15 protein-coding genes, 1 tRNA gene and 1 pseudogene are annotated in these 16,869 nt (G+C 63.1%); 5 read left to right on the top strand and 12 right to left on the bottom strand.

The features are described from left to right. Positions 1–61: 61 nt before the first annotated feature. From Mgrana_RS15155 to tilS, 3 genes and pseudogenes are all read right to left on the bottom strand, one after another. Complete coding sequence (locus Mgrana_RS15155; protein WP_119358430.1) at positions 62–469, bottom strand: YbjN domain-containing protein; 408 nt, start codon at positions 467–469, stop codon at positions 62–64. 116 nt (positions 470–585) lie between these two features. Then, positions 586–677: transfer RNA gene (locus Mgrana_RS15150), tRNA-Ser, on the bottom strand. Positions 678–727: 50 nt separating this feature from the next. Continuing rightward, positions 728–2,304: pseudogene (tilS, locus tag Mgrana_RS15145) on the bottom strand (tRNA lysidine(34) synthetase TilS). A gap of 80 nt (positions 2,305–2,384) precedes the next feature. Between tilS and truD the strand changes: the two are divergent. Continuing rightward, complete coding sequence (truD, locus tag Mgrana_RS15140; protein WP_119358428.1) at positions 2,385–3,476, top strand: tRNA pseudouridine(13) synthase TruD; 1,092 nt, start codon at positions 2,385–2,387, stop codon at positions 3,474–3,476. Positions 3,477–3,537: 61 nt separating this feature from the next. On the opposite strand, the gene rplS is transcribed toward truD, so the two are convergent. The 6 genes from rplS to ffh form a co-directional block, all read right to left on the bottom strand. Further along, entirely contained in the window at positions 3,538–3,996 is a 459-nt protein-coding gene (gene rplS / locus Mgrana_RS15135) for a 50S ribosomal protein L19 (RefSeq protein ID WP_119358427.1), read from the bottom strand. A gap of 141 nt (positions 3,997–4,137) precedes the next feature. Beyond that, positions 4,138–4,860, bottom strand: coding sequence for a tRNA (guanosine(37)-N1)-methyltransferase TrmD (trmD, locus tag Mgrana_RS15130; protein WP_119358426.1), 723 nt, complete (start codon positions 4,858–4,860; stop codon positions 4,138–4,140). 15 nt (positions 4,861–4,875) lie between these two features. Beyond that, entirely contained in the window at positions 4,876–5,379 is a 504-nt protein-coding gene (gene rimM / locus Mgrana_RS15125) for a ribosome maturation factor RimM (protein ID WP_119358425.1), read from the bottom strand. A gap of 10 nt (positions 5,380–5,389) precedes the next feature. Next, on the bottom strand, positions 5,390–5,608 hold the full coding sequence (locus Mgrana_RS15120; protein WP_119358424.1) for a KH domain-containing protein: 219 nt from the start codon (positions 5,606–5,608) through the stop codon (positions 5,390–5,392). A 67-nt stretch (positions 5,609–5,675) separates the two neighbouring features. Continuing rightward, complete coding sequence (rpsP, locus tag Mgrana_RS15115) at positions 5,676–5,918, bottom strand: 30S ribosomal protein S16 (protein WP_119358423.1); 243 nt, start codon at positions 5,916–5,918, stop codon at positions 5,676–5,678. A 42-nt stretch (positions 5,919–5,960) separates the two neighbouring features. Beyond that, complete coding sequence (gene ffh, locus Mgrana_RS15110) at positions 5,961–7,265, bottom strand: signal recognition particle protein (protein WP_119358422.1); 1,305 nt, start codon at positions 7,263–7,265, stop codon at positions 5,961–5,963. A gap of 271 nt (positions 7,266–7,536) precedes the next feature. Here ffh and mgtE point away from each other — a divergent pair, with 271 nt between their 5' ends. Together mgtE and secA are read left to right on the top strand one after the other, a co-directional pair. After that, on the top strand, positions 7,537–8,892 hold the full coding sequence (mgtE, locus tag Mgrana_RS15105) for a magnesium transporter (RefSeq protein ID WP_119358432.1): 1,356 nt from the start codon (positions 7,537–7,539) through the stop codon (positions 8,890–8,892). A gap of 82 nt (positions 8,893–8,974) precedes the next feature. After that, on the top strand, positions 8,975–12,028 hold the full coding sequence (secA, locus tag Mgrana_RS15100) for a preprotein translocase subunit SecA (protein WP_119358421.1): 3,054 nt from the start codon (positions 8,975–8,977) through the stop codon (positions 12,026–12,028). A gap of 92 nt (positions 12,029–12,120) precedes the next feature. Here secA and Mgrana_RS15095 read toward each other — a convergent pair whose 3' ends face one another. Both Mgrana_RS15095 and Mgrana_RS15090 read right to left on the bottom strand, forming a co-directional pair. After that, the gene (locus Mgrana_RS15095) at positions 12,121–12,537 is read right to left on the bottom strand and encodes a c-type cytochrome (RefSeq protein ID WP_119358420.1); all 417 of its coding nucleotides are present in this window, start codon (positions 12,535–12,537) and stop codon (positions 12,121–12,123) included. A 9-nt stretch (positions 12,538–12,546) separates the two neighbouring features. Next, positions 12,547–13,827, bottom strand: coding sequence for a molybdopterin-dependent oxidoreductase (locus tag Mgrana_RS15090; protein WP_240631398.1), 1,281 nt, complete (start codon positions 13,825–13,827; stop codon positions 12,547–12,549). Positions 13,828–14,066: 239 nt separating this feature from the next. On the opposite strand from Mgrana_RS15090, the gene Mgrana_RS15085 reads away from it, so the two are divergent. Together Mgrana_RS15085 and Mgrana_RS15080 are read left to right on the top strand one after the other, a co-directional pair. Further along, complete coding sequence (locus Mgrana_RS15085) at positions 14,067–15,023, top strand: PIG-L deacetylase family protein (protein WP_119358419.1); 957 nt, start codon at positions 14,067–14,069, stop codon at positions 15,021–15,023. Positions 15,024–15,026: 3 nt separating this feature from the next. Beyond that, the gene (locus tag Mgrana_RS15080) at positions 15,027–16,019 is read left to right on the top strand and encodes a sodium:calcium antiporter (protein ID WP_119358418.1); all 993 of its coding nucleotides are present in this window, start codon (positions 15,027–15,029) and stop codon (positions 16,017–16,019) included. An 11-nt stretch (positions 16,020–16,030) separates the two neighbouring features. On the opposite strand, the gene Mgrana_RS15075 is transcribed toward Mgrana_RS15080, so the two are convergent. After that, a partial coding sequence (locus tag Mgrana_RS15075; RefSeq protein WP_276309164.1) for a vitamin B12 dependent-methionine synthase activation domain-containing protein occupies positions 16,031–16,869 on the bottom strand: 839 nt, incomplete at its 5' end.

Raw genomic sequence — 16,869 nt, 5'->3', positions numbered from 1 at the left:
GGGCGTGGGGGTTTTGGGTGGGGTAAGGAAAACCGGAGCACCCCAGGTTCGGAGCGGTTTCCTACTCCACCAAACCGGCGTCAATCATGCGCAAGTAGGCGAAAAACAGGTTGACCTGGTCGCCAAAGTCGCGCAGGAACACCTGAATGGCCTCAGGGGTGACCCCTTCAAGCCGCAAATCACCCTCCAGCACTGGGTCCCCATCGTTATCCAGGTACGCCTTGGAAAAACGATACCGCCGGTTCCACGAAAGCAGGTGACGGGGCTCCACCCGGTCAAAGCCGGTGAACCCCGCCCGCAGTTGCAGGCTGCTCAGATGGGGTTCGCCATAGGTGATGAGGTGACTCTTGAGCCCCCCCGCAAACTCGAGGCTGAACAGGTCTTCCTTGACCCGTTCGGCATTGATCCCCAGCTGATGGAGCAAAATTCCCAACTCCTCGCAGGTGATATCGCGCAATACGGTATCCATCCCTATGAGGATACCCGCAAAAACCCTCCATCAAAGTGCAACTGACTGGCTTTGCGGCCGCTGCAGGGTTCAGGCTGGCCAAAAATCAGGAGGGGCCGACAAGCCCGGCCCCCGTTTGGCGGAGGAGGAGGGATTCGAACCCTCGATAGGGGTTACCCCCTATACCGGTTTTCGAGACCGGCCCGATCAACCACTCCGGCACCCCTCCAGGCGCCTGCTCGGTTTTAAGCCCCAAGCCCTCAGGGCCGAATAGAGACTTTAGCACAACTCCTCGAGCCGTGCTAGCCTGAGGATTCTTCGAGGGTGATGGGGCCCTGAGCCTGCACGGCATTGGGCTGACGGCGGCGAGCGAAAAACTCGCGCAGCAATCGGCCAGACTCCCGCTCGAGCCACCCCCCCTCCCAGGCGAAGGGCGGGACCAGCCCATGAGCCGTGACCGCCCCCGCCTTGAGGTTCTCCGCCCCGTATACCACCCGGCCCACCTGTGCCTCTATCAAAGCCCCGAAGCACATCGCGCAGGGCTCGAGGGTCACATAGAGGGTGGCCTCCGGCAGCACCTTCTTCCCGGTCACCTGGAAGGCCCGTTGAAGGGCCAGAAACTCGGCATGGGCGGTGGCGTACTTGGCCTCTTCGACCCGGTTGCGGGCTCGAGCCAGCAGCTTCCCCCCCTGCACAATAACCGCCCCTACCGGCACCTCTCCCTGGCGGGCAGCGCTCTCCGCCTCCTCGAGGGCCAGGGCCATAAAGCGAGCATCCTCCGGCTCGGGCCACAACCCCCAGACCTCGCGCACCAAGCTGCCCTCCGCCAACACCGGCCAGATCTGCTTGAGCTCGCTGGGCACCCCGCGTTCGCCCAAAAACTCCACCAGCCGTTTCCTACCCCCCGCCATCTGAAGGTAATCCCCCGGCTGAGCTATCCGGCTTCCAGGCCACCGCGCTACCGTGCTCAGATTTGGGGGGATGAGGAACAAGGTGCCGTCACGCCGCCGGACAATCCAGCCCTCGGGCAGGGTAAAGGCTGTCTCCTCCAGGGCCCGCTCGAGGGCATAGATCAAGCGGCTCTCGGGCCGCTGCCCGCAGCGCTCCAAAACCTGACGCAAGGCCCGGCGGCGCAGGGCCGGTGAGGCCTGCAGCAGCGGAGCAATGCGGTAGGCTGGGCAGGGCCAACGGGGATCCGGGTGCAGCAGCCGAGCGGCCAGCGGGTCAAGGGTATCGTCCTCGGCTTGGGAGATCCCCGCAAAGCGCGCCAGGGCCACTTTGGCCTGGGGAAAGCGCTCCACCAGGTTGGGCAGCACCTCATGGCGCAGGTAGTTGCGGTCAAAGGTGATATCGGCATTGGTCACGTCCTCGAGCCAGCTCTCCCCCTTAGAGTTCAGATAGGCCCGCAGCATGGCATGGCTCAGCTCCAGCAGCGGACGCACCACCTTGCCCCGCTTGGGCCGCATCCCCAGGCCCCTCCCAGTGCCCTGCAAAAGCTGCATCAGCACGGTCTCAGCCTGGTCGTCTTGGGTATGGGCGGTAAGCACGGCCTGGGCCTCATGCAGCTTGGCGACTCGAGCCAGAAAAGAGTAGCGCAGCTCCCGAGCGGTGGCCTCGAGGTTAGCCCCTCGGGTCTCCGCGATTCGGGCCACCTCGAGGCGCTCAATCACACACTCATAGCCCAGGCGCTCAGCCAGCGCACGCACAAACTGGGCATCGCGCTCGGAGTCCTCACGCAGGGCGTGGTCTAGGTGGGCCACAATCACCCGGCGCGGCGTAGCGGTCAGCAGGTGCAGCAACGCGACCGAGTCTCCCCCGCCGGAGACCGCCGCCACCAGGCTGCCCTCGGGAACCATTTGCGCCAGTTGGCTCGCAAAGCGAGCCTCGAGTTCTCTGAAGTGCTCCAATCGTCGCCTCGCTTGATACACTCTAGCCCGTGACGTCTGCCCTGCGCTTCGATTTCGACCGCTACCCCTATCTTACGCCCAGGCTGCCGGGGATCAGCGGGGTTATACGACAATCCCCGGCAGAGTTTCAAGTGGAGGAGGTTCCCGCCTATGAGCCCAGCGGCACCGGCGAGCACCTCTACGTGTGGATCGAAAAGGAAGGCCTGACCACAAAAGCCGTGCTCGAGGGGCTGCGTGACCTGCTGGGGGTACCGGAAGTCCACCTGGGCGCCGCCGGGCTCAAAGACAAGCACGCCCGAACCCGGCAATGGTTCAGCCTACCGGCCAAGTATGGCCAGGGGCTGCAACGGCTGGAGGAGCAGCTCGGGGTACGGGTGCTAAAGAGCGCTTTACACGGCAACAAGCTGCGGGTGGGCCACCTAAAGGGCAATCGTTTTCACATCCTGATCCGGTCTCCAGCCGTGGTGGAGGCCTCGAGCTCCCCCCTCGAGCTCGCCCGTCAGGTTTTCTCTGAGCTGGCCATCCAGGGGGTCCCCAACTACTTCGGCCCCCAGCGGTTTGGGCTGGGGGGGCTTAACCCGGTGCGGGGCTATGAGCTGATCACCCAAGGCCTAGGGCGAGGCGACCCCTGGCTGCAACGCTTTCTCATAGGCAGCCTGCAAAGCCTGTTGTTCAATGACTGGGTGGCCCTGCGCCTCGAGCGGGGCTTATTCGCTCAGGTAGTGCAGGGCGACATCGCCAAAAAGCACGATACCGGCGGGGAGTTCGTGGTTGAAGACGCAGCGGCGGAAAGCCTGCGGGCCCAGCGGCTCGAGATCAGTGCGACCGGGGCCCTCTACGGCAAAAAGTACCGCGAGGCCCAGGGCCAGGCTCGAGCCCTCGAAGACGAGATTCTGGCCAGATACGGGCTGCAGCAAAGCCAGTTCAGGGCCCGGCGCGGGGATCGCCGCACGATCCGCTTTCCCCTCCAGGAGTGGTCGGTTGAGGCCAGCCCCGAAGGGCTGTGGGTGAGCTTTTTCCTGCCCAAAGGGGCCTATGCCACCACGGTCCTGCGCGAGGTGATGAAGCGCAATCCCGAGGAGGTTCCGGAGGAGTCCCCCGACGAGGCCGAAACCCCTTGACCCCCCAACCCAAAAGCCCGCACCTCGTAGGGCGCGGGCTCGGTCCAACCAGGGTCCGGGGTTATCCCTGAGCCTCTTTTTCCTCTTCCGGGCTGGCTGCGCCCGCTTGTGGGGCTTCAGCCGCGGCTTTGGCCGCAGCCGCTCGAGCCTCCACATCGTCATTGAGGCGCTTGCGGTCGCTCTTGAGGCGGGCTGCCTTGCCGCGCAGCTCCCGCAGGTAGTAGAGCTTGGCCCTTCGGACCTTGCCCCGGCTCACGATCTCCACGCTGTCAATCAGCGGTGAGTTGAAGGGGAAAATGCGCTCCACGCCCTCGTTGAAAGAAATCTTGCGCACGGTAAAGGCCGAGTTGAACCCCCCGCGCTTGATCTTGAGCACCACCCCTTCATAAGCCTGGACCCGGGTACGGTTACCCTCGCGCACCTTATAGTTAACCCGCACGGTGTCGCCGGGCTTGAACTGGGGGATATCGGTGCGAACATACTTTTGTTCGACCACTTTGAGCAAAGCACCCTTATTCACGGTCTGACTCCTGTTTCCAGCGGAACCGATTTTGCACCCGCAGCGGTGGGTTCATGGAGTATTGCCCTCAGGTGTGCCCGCAAGCAGACACATCGGGTCTGGTCAGCGATTCATGAGTGTAGCAGAGCCGCAGCTTTACCGTCAAACCCCACCCCGCTCGAGCTCCTCGAGCCAGGCCCAGTCCTGGGCCGTGAGCTCGGCCCGCTCGAGCAGATCCGGACGGCGCTCTTTGGTGCGCTTGAGGGCTTGTTTACGCCGCCATTCGGCGATTTTGGTGTGATGACCCGAGCGCAAGATTTCCGGCACCCTCAGCCCGCGAAACTCCACCGGACGGGTGTAGTGCGGATAATCCAGCAAACCGCTGGAAAAGGAGTCCTGACGGTGGCTCTCGGCCTCTTTGATCACCCCAGGGATCAGGCGGGCGGTGGCCTCGAGAATCACCAGAGCCCCCAGCTCCCCCCCCATCAGCACATAGTCGCCAATCGAGATCTCGCGGGTGATAAATCCCTCCACCCGGGCGTCAATCCCCTCGTAGCGCCCACACAGCAGCACCAGATGCTCCTTGGTGGCCAACTCCTCGGCCAGGGCCTGGGTAAACGGCACCCCCGCCGGAGACAGCAGGATGACCTCATCTGCGGGGCCGGCCGCCTCAATGGCCCTCACGCTGACATCCACCCGCATCACCATGCCCGCCCCCCCACCGTACGGGGTGTCATCGGCGGTTTTATGCCGATCGGAGGCCTGCTCGCGGATGTCGCGTACCCCCACCGAGATCAGCCCTTTGGCAATGGCCTTCTGAACGATGGATTCCTGGGTCCAGGGGCGCACCAGTTCGGGAAACAAGGTGAGGATGGAATAGCGCATGTAAGCCCCACCGGTCTAGTCCAGCAAACCCGGAATCGGCTCGATATGGATGCCGTCTTCCTCGAGCCGCACGTACGGCGCCTGCAGGGGCACCCGGTGGGTTTGGTGCTGGGCCCGCAGCGAGGTTCCGCTGGGCCGGATCACGAGCAGGTCCTGGGCCCCAGCGTCCTCGAGGTCCACCACCTGACCAAACAGCTTACCCTCCACAAACACCGGTTGGCCGATGAGCTGAAAGTAGTAGTAAGCCCCGGGCTCGAGTTCGGGCAGATCGGCCACATCGGCATACACCCGCAGCAACGCCACCCGCTCAGCCGCGGCCCGATCGTCAATTCCTGAAAGGTGAATCACGGTTTCGTGGTTGAGCGGGTACACCGCTTCGATCAAGCGGTAACCCAGCCCTTCCAAATAGACCCGCTCGAGGGCTTCGATCACGGGTTCACCGCGATACTTGAGATCGCCCTGCAAACCGTAGGGCTTCCCCAGCCGCCCAATCTCCACCCGCCTGGTATCGCTCGGCATTCCATCCGCCCTAGCGAACCTCGACGTTGACCCGTCCTTTGGCATATGAACGCACCACCGTGCGGATGCTCTCGATCACCCGGCCCTGCCGACCAATGATCCGACCTTTGTCCTCGGGGTGGGTCTCGATGTAGTACACCAAGCCCTCCCGACCCCGACGCTCGTCCACCCGAATGCTTTGGGGATGATCCACTACCGCTTTGGCCAGGTACTCCACCAGGTCTTTCATAGGTAATAGCCTAAGGCCAAACCCCGCGAGCGAGAAGCTCACGGGGCCTACAGGGATCGGGGGGGGTTTAGGCCTCGCTGGCCTGCTTGATCAGCTTCTTTACTGTATCGGTGGGCTGAGCCCCCACCCCAAGCCAGTACTGCACGCGCTCCTGGTCCAGCTTGAGCCAGTCTTTGGTGGTGCGGCGGGGGTCGTAGTAGCCTACCCGCTCGATGTATCCCCCATCGCGCTTGGCCCGGCTATCCACCACCACAATGCGGTAGTGCGGGTTGGCTTTGCTGCCGAAACGGGAAAGACGAATCTTGGTCATGAGGTTCTCCTTATTTGAGACAGCGTATGTGGCTGTTATCTCCTAGCGCCGAAACAGGCCGCGCCCACGGCCTTGTTGTTTTTGCATGGTGCGCATCATACCTTTGGTGTCTTCGAAGGTCTTGATCAGACGGTTGACCTCCTGAACGGTGGTTCCCGAGCCAGCCGCAATGCGCTTGCGGCGCGAAGCATTCAGGATCTTGGGGTCGCGCCGCTCCTTTGGGGTCATGGAGAGCACGATGGCCTCCATCCGGTTGACCTGGCGTTCATCCACCTGGAACCCCGCCGGGAGCATGCGCGACATCCCCGGAATCATGCCCAGGATATCGGTGAAGCTACCCATCTTGCGCAGCTGGCGCATCTGGGTGATGAGGTCCTCGAGGGTGATGTCTTTGAGGGCCTTGTCGGGAGCCTCGAGCTCAGCGGCCTTGGCCTTCTCCAGGAGGGTCTGGAGGTCTCCCATTCCCAGGATGCGCTGGGCCAGCCGGTCGGGGTAGAACGGCTCGAGCCCGCCTTCGATCTTCTCCGAAACCCCGGCAAAGTAGATGGGCTTACCGGTCACGTGCCGAGCCGAAAGCGCAGCCCCACCCCGCGCGTCCCCGTCCAGCTTGGTGAGGATCAACCCGGAAACCCCGATCCGTTCCTCGAAAGCCTTGGAAACATTCAGGGCTTCCTGGCCGGTCATGGCGTCCACCACCAGCAAGGTTTCCGAAGGACCCAGCACCCCCTTGAGCTTGGCCAGCTCGCCCATCAGGGCCTCGTCAATCTGAAGCCGACCGGCGGTGTCCACGATCACCAGGTCGCGGTAATCGAAGGTCAGGTGCTGTTGAATGCGGGTACGGGTGGTCTCAGGGCGCTCCCCATCGGCCACCTCCAATACCGGCACCCCAATTCGTTCCCCCAGGATACGCAGTTGATCCCGCGCCGCCGGACGCTGGGTATCGGCAGCCACCAGGAGGGGGCGGCGCCCCTTGGACTTGTAGAAGAGGGCCAGCTTACCCGAGGTGGTGGTCTTTCCCGAGCCCTGTAGCCCCACCATGAACCAGAGGTTGCCCTCGCTCTTGAGAACCGGCTGCTTGGCCTCCCCGCCCAGCATCTTCACCAGCTCCTCGTACACCACGCTGAGGATCTGCTCGGCTGGGGTTAGGCTCTCGAGCACCTGCGCCCCCAGGGTCTTTTCCTGAACGCTCTGCACGAAGCCCTTGGCGACCTCAAAGTTCACATCGGCCTCGAGCAGGCTCATGCGAATCTCGCGCAGGGTGGCCTTGAGATCGGCTTCGGTGATACGGCCTCGCCCCCGCAGCTTGTCAACTGCGGCGCGGATACGCTGGGAAAGGGTCTCAAACATACCGGTTCATTCTAGCGCCCAGGAGCCCAAGAAACCACTCATGGCTTTTTTGCGGTTTCTGGCCGGTTTCCTAAAGGCCGCCCGCTAGGGTAGCAGCAATAGGTTGAGCGTGTCAATATCAAGTCTGGCCGCCGACTCGCTCCCGGTTTACAGGCCCCGACCTGGGGGGCTACACTGCTCGGGGCGTTTAGAGGACCGACCCGGCTCAGCACGAGGGCCTGGGTAAAGGAGGCCGAGCGTGCTGAATTACAGCGACACCGACCCCAATATCATCCGCTATGCCCTCGAGGCCCTCCAAGCCGCCCTGGCCGAAGGGGATACCTCCAAGATCCGGGCTGCGCTGGACGAGCTTTATCCCGCCCAGCTCTTAGAGCACTGGTCGGAGTTCACCCCAGAGCATCACCTGCCCATTCTGACCCTGCTCTCCCCTGCCGACGCCGCCGAGGTCTTCAGCCACCTCGAGGAAAACGAGCAGGCCGAGCTGCTCGAGGCCCTCCCCCCCAGCCGGATCAAAGAACTGCTGGGCGAGCTTTCGCTCGACGACCTGACCGATACCATCAACGCGGTCGAGGAGGAGAGCCCCGAGGCCGCCCAAGCCCTGCTCAGCCAGCTCGACCCCCAGACCCGGGCCGAGGTTGAAGAGCTCGCCGAATACGACGAGGACGAAGCCGGCGGGATCATGACCCCGGAGTACGTGGCGGTGCGCGACTTTCAGCGGGTCGAGGAAGTCTTCCGCTTTCTGCGCCGAGAGGCACCGGATGCCGAGACCATTGAGTCCATCTACGTGGTAGACGCCCAGGGGCGGCTCGAGGGGGTGCTGAGCCTGCGCGACCTGATCATCGCCGATCCCAAGACCAAGGTGGCCGAGATCATGAACCCCGATGTGGTCTCGGTGCGGGACGACACCGGTCAGGAGGAGGTGGCGCGGATCATGGCAGACTATAACTTCAATGTGCTCCCGGTGGTCAACGAGCACGGAGTTCTGGTGGGCATCATCACCGTTGACGACGTGATCGACGTGATCCAGGAGGAAGCCACCGAGGACATCTACCGCCTGGGCGCGGTGGAGTCGCCGGAGCTGGTCTATAGCAAGTCAAGCGTGTGGGCGCTGTGGAGCGCACGGGTACGCTGGCTGGTGATCCTGGTGGTGGGGGCGATGTTTTCCAGCACCATCCTCGAGGGCTTTCAGAACACCCTGCAGGCCGTTACGGCCTTGACCTTCTACATCACCATCCTGCTGGGGGCCGGCGGGAATACCGGCAATCAATCCAGCACCCTGATCGTGCGGGCTCTGGCCACTGGGGATGTGCGGGGGCGGGATTCCCTGCGCATCCTGGGCAAGGAGTTTGCGGTAGGCGCCCTTTTGGGGATCACCCTGGCGGTACTGCTCTCCGCCAAGATCCTGCTGGATGGGCATGGGGATATCCTGCTGGTGGTGGCGGTTTCACTGGCGGTCCTGATGACCGTAACCAACATGCTGGGGGCCCTACTGCCCATCGGGATCAAAAAGCTGGGGCTAGACCCCGCCCTGATCTCCAACCCGCTGATCGCCACCTTGAGCGATATCACCGGGCTTTTGATCTACCTGACCATTGCCCAGTGGCTGCTACACATCAAGCCCACTTAGGCTTCCCAGGCCCTTCCTAAAGCCCTATCCGCACAAATACCCCTCTCATTCTCATCCGGACAGGGTACAATCCGGTTTGGTTATGTTGCCCTGGATAAACCGATTACTCGATAACAACGAGCGCAAGGTGGCGCGCTACTGGAAAGAGGTCGTCGAGCCCACCAATGCCCTCGAGGACGAAGTTTCAAAGATCTCCGACCTGGCCGCGGCCTATGCCGCTTTGCGCGAGGAGCACCGGGGCGGGAAAAGCCTGGAGGAGCTCTTGCCCCGCGCCTTTGCCCTGACCCGCGAAGCCGCCAAGCGCTTTCTGGGGATGCGCCACTTTGACGTACAGCTCATCGGGGGAGCGGTGCTGCACGAGGGCAAAATCGCCGAGATGAAAACCGGCGAGGGCAAGACCCTGGTCGCCACCCTGGCGGTAGCCCTCAACGCCCTCAGCGGCAAAGGGGTTCACCTGGTTACGGTCAACGATTACCTGGCCAAGCGCGACTCGGAGTGGATGGGGCCCATTTATAAGGGCTTAGGCCTCAGCGTGGGGGTGGTGCAAAACCATACCTCCCCGGATCAACGCCGCCAGGCTTACCTCTGCGACGTGACCTATGTGACCAACTCGGAGCTGGGCTTCGACTACCTCCGCGACAACATGGCCACTGCTCCTGAGGGACTGGTGCTGCGCCACGACACCCCCCTGCACTACGCCATCGTAGACGAGGTGGACAGCATCCTGATCGATGAGGCCCGCACCCCGCTCATCATCAGTGGCCCCGCCGAGAAGGCCACCGATATGTACTACCGCATGGCCGAGCTGGCCAAGAAGCTCGAGAAGGGCGAGAAGGCCCCGCCAGGCAGCAAAGAAGACCCCACCGGGGACTACACCATCGAGGAGAAGCAAAAGGCGGTTCACCTCACCCTGCAGGGCATCGCCAAGGCCGAGAAGATGCTGGGCATCGAGGGGCTCTTCAATACCGAGAACATGGAGCTGGCCCACATGCTGACCCAGGCCATTCGGGCCAAGGAGCTCTACTTCAAAGATCGCGAGTACATCGTCCAGGAGGGCACCGACGAGGACGGGCGGCGGGTCCAACAGGTGATCATCGTGGATGAGTTCACCGGGCGCCTGCAGCCTGGGCGGCGCTTCGGGGAGGGGTTGCATCAGGCCATCGAAGCCAAAGAGGGCGTCAAGATCGAGCGCGAGAACCAAACCTTGGCCACCGTCACCTACCAGAACTTTTTCCGCCTGTTTGAAAAAGTCTCAGGTATGACCGGGACGGCCAAAACCGAGGAAAAAGAGTTCCAAGACATCTATGGCATGGACGTGATCATCGTCCCCACCAACCGCAAGGTGATCCGCGCCGACGCCGCAGATGTTGTGTATCGCACCGAACGGGGCAAGTTCTTCGCGGTGGTTGAGGAGATTGCTGAGAAGTTCGAGAAGGGCCAGCCCGTACTGGTGGGCACCGTCTCGGTGGAGAAAAGCGAACGCCTGAGCGCGATGCTCAAAGAGGCCCGGCACTTCCTGCCCCGGGTGGAATCCCGCGTGCAAACCCTGCTCAAGGCGGCGGAAAAGCAAAGCGGGGAGGGTTGGGACAAGCTGCGCAAAGCCTTGGAGCGTCCGGGCAGCTTGCGTGAACAGGAGCTCGAGCCCTTCGAGTCGCTGATTCCGGCCAAGGGTAACCTGCGCACGGCTTGGGAATGGCTCAGAAAAACCGTTCACACCGCCGAGCTCATCCGTAAGGGTATTCCCCACCAGGTTCTGAATGCCAAATACCACGAGAAGGAATCGGAGATCGTAGCCCAGGCCGGGCGCAGCAAGACCGTGACCATCTCGACCAACATGGCCGGGCGCGGCACCGATATCAAGCTGGGGGGCAATGCCGAGTACCTGGCTGCCGCGCTGCTGGAGAAAGAAGGCTTCAACCGCTACGAGTGGCGGGTTGAGCTCTTCATCAAAAAGGCCGTGGGCGGGGCCAGCGAGGAAGTCCAGCAGATGGCGGCTGAGTTGGGGGTGCGGCCCGAGATTCTGGAGGAAATTCGCCGCTTGCGCGATACCTGCGCGGCGGACGAGGTACGGGTTAAGGAGCTCGGGGGGCTGCACATCATCGGCACCGAACGGCACGAGTCGCGCCGAATTGACAACCAGCTCCGGGGGCGCTCCGGCCGCCAGGGGGATCCGGGCTCGAGCCGCTTTTACGTCAGCTTTGACGATGACCTGATGCGATTGTTTGCCTCGGAGCGGATCATCGGGATGCTCGACCGGATGGGCTTTGACGACAGCGAGCCCATCGAAAACGGCATGGTCACCAACAGCATCGAGCGCGCACAGAAGCGGGTTGAAGATCGCAATTTCGGCATCCGCAAGCAGCTCCTGCAGCTCGACGAGGTGATGGCCAAGCAGCGCGAGGTGGTCTATGCCCAGCGCCGCAGGGTTTTGCTCGGCTCCGATGGGGAGGTGCGTGAGGGAGCCCTGGGCATGGTGGAGGACGCAGTGGATGCGGTGGCCTCCAACTTCCTGAATCCACAGCAACACCCCGAGGACTGGGATATAGAGGGCCTGCGCAGCAGCTTGGTGGATTACGTCCCCCAGTTGGCCAGCTTTGACTTCGAAAGCCTGCGCCAACTCAAGGCCGACGAGGGCATAGAAAAGCTGGTGGAGGCGGCTCGAGCCGCTTATGAAGCCCGCGAAGCCGAGCTGGAGGCGATGGGACCGGGGTTGGCACGGGGGGTGGAGCGCTTCGTCACCTTGCAGGTGGTAGACAATGCCTGGAAAGAGCACCTGCACAGCATGGACGTGCTGAAGCAGGGGATCTTTCTGCGCGGCTACGGCCAACGCGACCCCTTCCAGGAGTACAAGCTCGAGGGCACCCGCTTCTTCAACGAGATGATCGGGAATATTAAATCTGAGGTGGCCAAATACCTCTTCCGCCTGAAGATCGAGCTCAACCCCCAGCCAGTACAGGCCCTGGAGCCTGAGCCCATGCCGGCGGACCCAGGGCTGCAACCCCTCCCCGCCAACGCCAGCACCACCTTTGACCCCTTCACCGTGCGGAGTTCGCGTCCTTCGAGCACTGCCGGCCGCCTAAGCCGCCAGGAGCGCCGCAAGCTCGAGCGGGAGGAGAAAAAAAAGAACAAGAGCTAACCGCTTTCCCCTTTAGCTGAAGGGGTATCCCCCGGCCGCAATCAAAATCACGCTCCCCAAAGGGAGCGTGAAGTTTGGTGGCCGCAGCGGCCTTACTGCTTCCGCGTTTCTGGGGTGTAGTGGGCCTGCAGGTAGGCCGTGATCTGCTGGGCGGCATCATCGGGGATCTGCGCGCCAAAGGTCTTGATCATCTTCTGCACCTCGGCATCCCAGGTAGCCGCAGGCAGGGGGGGCTGCATGGTGATGTAGGTGCTGCTGTGGCAAACCTGGCAGTAGCTCTGCACCAGCTCTTTGCCCGGCCCGTCGGCCAGCTCGGGGGTGTACTGGGGCCAGGCCCCCACGCTATAGACCCCATCCGGCTGGGCATTGGTCACCGGGAGAGGCTGCAACACCTGGCCCAGGGTTCCTTGGGTATAGTTTCCCTCTTCCTTGAGGCCAGGAAGGCTTGAATCCTGAGCCACCACCCAAACCCCCAGCAACACCAGCAACATCCAGTAGTAGCGCTTCATGGTGTCCTCCTAGCTGGCCGTACCCACCACCACATCCTGGCGCTCGATGCGGTTCCAAAGGTAGCCTCCAGGGTTCCAGACCGGCTCGTCCGGCTGCACGTTGCCCTGTTCGTCGGTCGCCCGCACCGCCAGCGTATACCGACCCGGCTGGGTGGGCTTCCATTGGAAGCTCCAGGTACGGAAAGAATAGGGGCCGTAGAAGGCGCCCAGGCTGGCGATCTGCCAGGTTTTGCCCCCGTCCAACGAGACCTCTACCTTGGTCACGCGGCCATACCCGCTAAAGGCCACCCCCCGGATCTCTACCGGCAGGCCCGCGATCAGCTTGCTCGAGCCATCGGGGTCTACGATGAAGGAGCGCACCGGCATCTTGCCGATGGGTATGGTCTTGACCTTCCCCGCCGCGATGTCGGCTGGGGTGGTGTTGCCGCGGGGGGTGTCGGGGATGCGGTAGGCGGTGGCCATCCAGAAGTTGTCGTCCGGCTTGTTGAGGGCCCGGATCCAGGTCAGGTGCTTCATCCAGTAGGTGGAGAACTTGCCCGGCGCGATCAGCCGCACCGGAAAGCCGTTGAGCATGGGCAGTGGCTCGCCGTTCATCTGATAGGCCACGATGCTTTCCTGCAGGACCGGGTCATTCCAGTCCAGGGACTTCATAAAGGCATGCGAACCCTTGCCCTCGGGGCCTGGGCCCCGCTCTAGACCCTGAAACTGGAGCTGAACCGTATCCGACTTGACCCCGGCCGCGCTCAGCAAGTCCATCAGCCGGACCCCAGTCCACAGGGCATTGCCCATGGCCCCATTGCCCCACTGGCCTCCGGGGACGCGGGGCTGAAAGCGGCTGCGGGAGTTACCCGAGCACTGATTCACCGCCGCAATTGAGACGGGTTTGAAGCGCTCCAGCAGGTCTTGCATGGAGAGGGAAACCGGCTTCTCCACATTGCCCTCGATATTGAGCCGCCAGCTCGAGAGGTCAATGCTGTTGGGGATCAGGTCGAGGTGGTAGCGGACGAAGAAGGCCTCATTGGGGGTGAAGGCGGTGCGGAAGTACTGCCGAGGGGTCTCGAGCTGAATCCCCCGGTCGGTGAGCCGCAGCAAGGGCAGCTTCTGCGGATAGACCACGAAGGGGTTCACCCCGTTCCAGTAGGGGTTGGCCTGCGGCCCGGTGAAGCTGGGCAGGGCCTCCGAAGCCTGGCTCGAGGTCTGGGCCTTGACCAAGGGCAAAACCCCTGCCGCCGCCAGGACGCTTGCCGCTTTCCGCAAAAAAGCCCGGCGTTTGATCGCGTTTTCCATCATCTGCATCCTCCACAAGAAGATCTGTACATGACCTGCACGAGCATCCATTCAGCGATCTGCGTTGGCTCCAGGTACCACCCCCTTGTATCGCAACAGGAGCATAGCGCTAAAAGGCTCCCTAGGTAAAGAGCCCTGCAAGCAATTTTTACCGCGCCCCGGCCTCCTCTCTAATCCTTCCCCGTCCACAAATCGGCTAGGATGGGCTTAGGATGCGGGCAAAACCCCTCGCTAGGCGACATATGGTTTGGGTCTTATTGGGCATAGTGGCGCTGGTGTTGATCTTATGGATCAACGCCCCCGGCTTGATCACCTGGCTGTATCGCTTGTACTACAACCCCCAGATTGCGCGTTTACCCGTGGCCCCTGGGTTCAGCGCCAACGATCGGGTGCTGATGCTGGCCCCGCACCCTGATGACGAGGTGCTTTGCTGTGCAGGAGGGCTCCAACAGGCCCGGCTTGCCGGGGCTCAGGTTTACATCGCCTGGCTGACCAGTGGGGACGGTTTTGAGTGGGATGCGGTCCTGCTGCGGCGTACCCCCGACCCCGGACACAAGGCCATGCTCGAGCTGGGCCTGCGGCGCATGGGGGAGGCCCGGGCCGGGGCCAAGCTGATGGGGGTCCCGGAGGATCACCTGCGGTTTCTGGGCTACCCCGATCAGGGCCTCCTGCGGCTCTTCCTGGACTACTACTACTACCCTTTCACCGCCCCGCATACCGGGGTAGACCGCGTCCCCTACCCCGGTACGCTTTCACCGGGAGCGCTCTACACCGGGGAGAACCTCGAGCGCGACCTGGAGCGCGTGCTGGACGAAATCAAGCCCACGGTGGTGCTGGCCCCTAGCCCGCTCGATGCCCACCCCGACCACCGGGCCACCGGCGATCTGGTCTTGCGCATCCTGGGCAAGCGGAAAGAGCTGCACAAAGCCCGGTTTTGGATTGTGCATGGTGGGTTGGAGTGGCCCTTGCCCAAGGGGCTGCACCCCGGCCTGCCGCTGGAGCCTCCCCCGAGGGGCCGGCGGCTGCCCTGGCAGCGCGTGCCCCTGACCGAAGCGCAAATTCAGACCAAGCTCGCGGCGGCTCGAGCCCATCACAGCCAGATCATCATCATCGGGCGGTTTATGGAGGCCTTTGTGCGTCAAAACGAGCTCCTCAGCCCCTTGCCGCTGCCGGAGATTGACGACCACTCCCCTCCCTGACCGATGACCTGGACCCTCTTCTTCCTGACGGCTGGGCTCATCGTCTATGCCGGAACCCTGCTGGCCCGCTATGGCGATGTTCTGGCCGAGAAAACCGGCCTGGGGCGTACTTGGATTGGGCTGGTGGTGGTGGCGGCCACCACCAGCCTGCCAGAGCTCTTCACCGGGGTCAGCGCGTCGGTGCAGGGGCTGCCGGACATCGCGGTGGGGGATGTGCTGGGCAGTTGCATGTTCAACCTGCTGATCCTCTCCCTGATGGATGCGGTAGGGGGGCGTATCCCGCTCTCGAGCCGGGCCCATCAAGGCCATGCCCTATCCATCGGCTTAGGCCTGGTGTTGATCGGGCTGGTCGGGCTGAGCCTGCTGGGCGGGGCGTATGTCCCCCGGTTAGGCTGGCTCGGGCTGTACTCGCTGCTGTTTGCGGCCGCCTATCTGCTCGCCGTGCGGCTGATTTTCCGGTTTGAACAGCGGCGCTTGGCCGGACAGGTGCAAGCCCAGGCGGAAGCGAGGTATGAATCCCTTTCTCTACGCACCGCCGCCACGCGCTACAGCCTGGCTGCGGCCGTGGTGATTCTCGCGGCCACCTTCTTGCCGCACCTGGGCGAGCAGCTTGCCCAGCAGACCGGCTGGGGCCAGGCTTTTGTAGGCACCCTGCTGATCGCCGTCACCACCTCGCTGCCAGAGGTGGTGGTCTCGCTGGCAGCGGTGCGCATGGGTGCGCTCGAGCTGGGCCTCGGCAACGTGTTGGGCAGCAACCTTTTCAACATCTTGATCCTGGCCCTCGACGATCTGGCCTTTACCCGGGGGCCGCTGCTGGCCTCAGTACACCCCAACCACCAAGTGGCGGTGCTGGCGGTGATGCTGATGTACGGCCTGTTGCTCACCGGGCTGACCTACCAAACCCTCAAGAAGCAGACCGTGCTGGCCTGGGATACCTCGGGCATCCTGGTGGTTTATCTGCTGGCGATGGGGTTGATCTTTCTGCTGCGGACCTGATCCGATCCTCTTCACAAGTTAAAATACTTGGCGGCTGGATGGTGCACCACAATCGCACTGGTGGATTGTTCCGGGTGAAGCTGATACTCCTCGCTCAGCTCCACCCCAATCTCGCTCCAATGCAGCAGCGCTTGCAGGTGCTGCTGATCCTCTAGGCGTGGACAAGCCGGATAGCCAAAACTGTACCGGCTGCCCTGATAGCCTTGCTGAAACAGCCCGCGCAAATCGGTGGCATCGTCCCCGGCAATCTCGAGCTGTTGGCGCATCCGCTTGTGCCAGTATTCCGCCAAAGCCTCGGCCATCTCCACCGAGAATCCGTGCCAGTAAAGGTATTGCTGGTACTCGCTGTGGGCAAACATCCGCGCGGCGACCTCTGAAGCGACGCGCCCCATGGTCACCACTTGGGCCCCCAGCACATCCCTGGCGCCATTTTCCCAGGCCAGCGGAGGGATGAAGAGGGACTCCTGGCCCAGCGGCTCGGCGTAGCGGGCGCGGAAGAAATCGGAGATGCACAGGTGGCGCCCTCCAGCCTGGCGGGGGAAGGCAAAGCGAAAGCGCTCGGCTCCGGTCTGCGGATCAAAAACGATGAGGTCATTCTTATCCGCGGCCACCGGCCAGTAGCCATAGACCACCGCGGGTTGCAGGGTGCCCTCGGTCAGGGCTTGTTCCAGAAGATCCCGCAGCAGCGGCTCGGCCAGGCGCTCGAGCTCGGCTTCGTACTCGGCCCGATCCCGCTCCCCCCGGCGAAAGCCCCACTGCCCCCGAAACAGGGCATTTTTGTTGAGGTATCCGGCAATGACCCCTAGCTCGAGCGCTTCCGGACCCACCACCCGCCGCCCCCAGAAGGGGG

The sequence above is a fragment of the Meiothermus granaticius NBRC 107808 genome (assembly GCF_003574355.1).
Taxonomy (GTDB): Bacteria; Deinococcota; Deinococci; order Deinococcales; family Thermaceae; genus Meiothermus; species Meiothermus granaticius.
This window is presented reverse-complemented; position numbering and strand designations above follow the sequence as displayed.

Excerpts from the sequence above, each read along its gene's own strand:
- Mgrana_RS15120 (WP_119358424.1), bottom strand. The coding sequence starts at position 5,608 with ATGAAAGACCTGGTGGAGTACCTGGCCAAAGCGGTAGTGGATCATCCC.
- trmD (WP_119358426.1), bottom strand. The coding sequence starts at position 4,860 with ATGCGCTATTCCATCCTCACCTTGTTTCCCGAACTGGTGCGCCCCTGG.
- Mgrana_RS15155 (WP_119358430.1), bottom strand. The coding sequence starts at position 469 with ATGGATACCGTATTGCGCGATATCACCTGCGAGGAGTTGGGAATTTTG.
- Mgrana_RS15095 (WP_119358420.1), bottom strand. The coding sequence starts at position 12,537 with ATGAAGCGCTACTACTGGATGTTGCTGGTGTTGCTGGGGGTTTGGGTG.
- secA (WP_119358421.1), top strand. The coding sequence starts at position 8,975 with ATGTTGCCCTGGATAAACCGATTACTCGATAACAACGAGCGCAAGGTG.
- Mgrana_RS15085 (WP_119358419.1), top strand. The coding sequence starts at position 14,067 with ATGGTTTGGGTCTTATTGGGCATAGTGGCGCTGGTGTTGATCTTATGG.
- ffh (WP_119358422.1), bottom strand. The coding sequence starts at position 7,265 with ATGTTTGAGACCCTTTCCCAGCGTATCCGCGCCGCAGTTGACAAGCTG.
- rimM (WP_119358425.1), bottom strand. The coding sequence starts at position 5,379 with ATGCCGAGCGATACCAGGCGGGTGGAGATTGGGCGGCTGGGGAAGCCC.
- Mgrana_RS15080 (WP_119358418.1), top strand. The coding sequence starts at position 15,027 with ATGACCTGGACCCTCTTCTTCCTGACGGCTGGGCTCATCGTCTATGCC.
- Mgrana_RS15090 (WP_240631398.1), bottom strand. The coding sequence starts at position 13,827 with ATGATGGAAAACGCGATCAAACGCCGGGCTTTTTTGCGGAAAGCGGCA.
- rpsP (WP_119358423.1), bottom strand. The coding sequence starts at position 5,918 with ATGACCAAGATTCGTCTTTCCCGTTTCGGCAGCAAAGCCAACCCGCAC.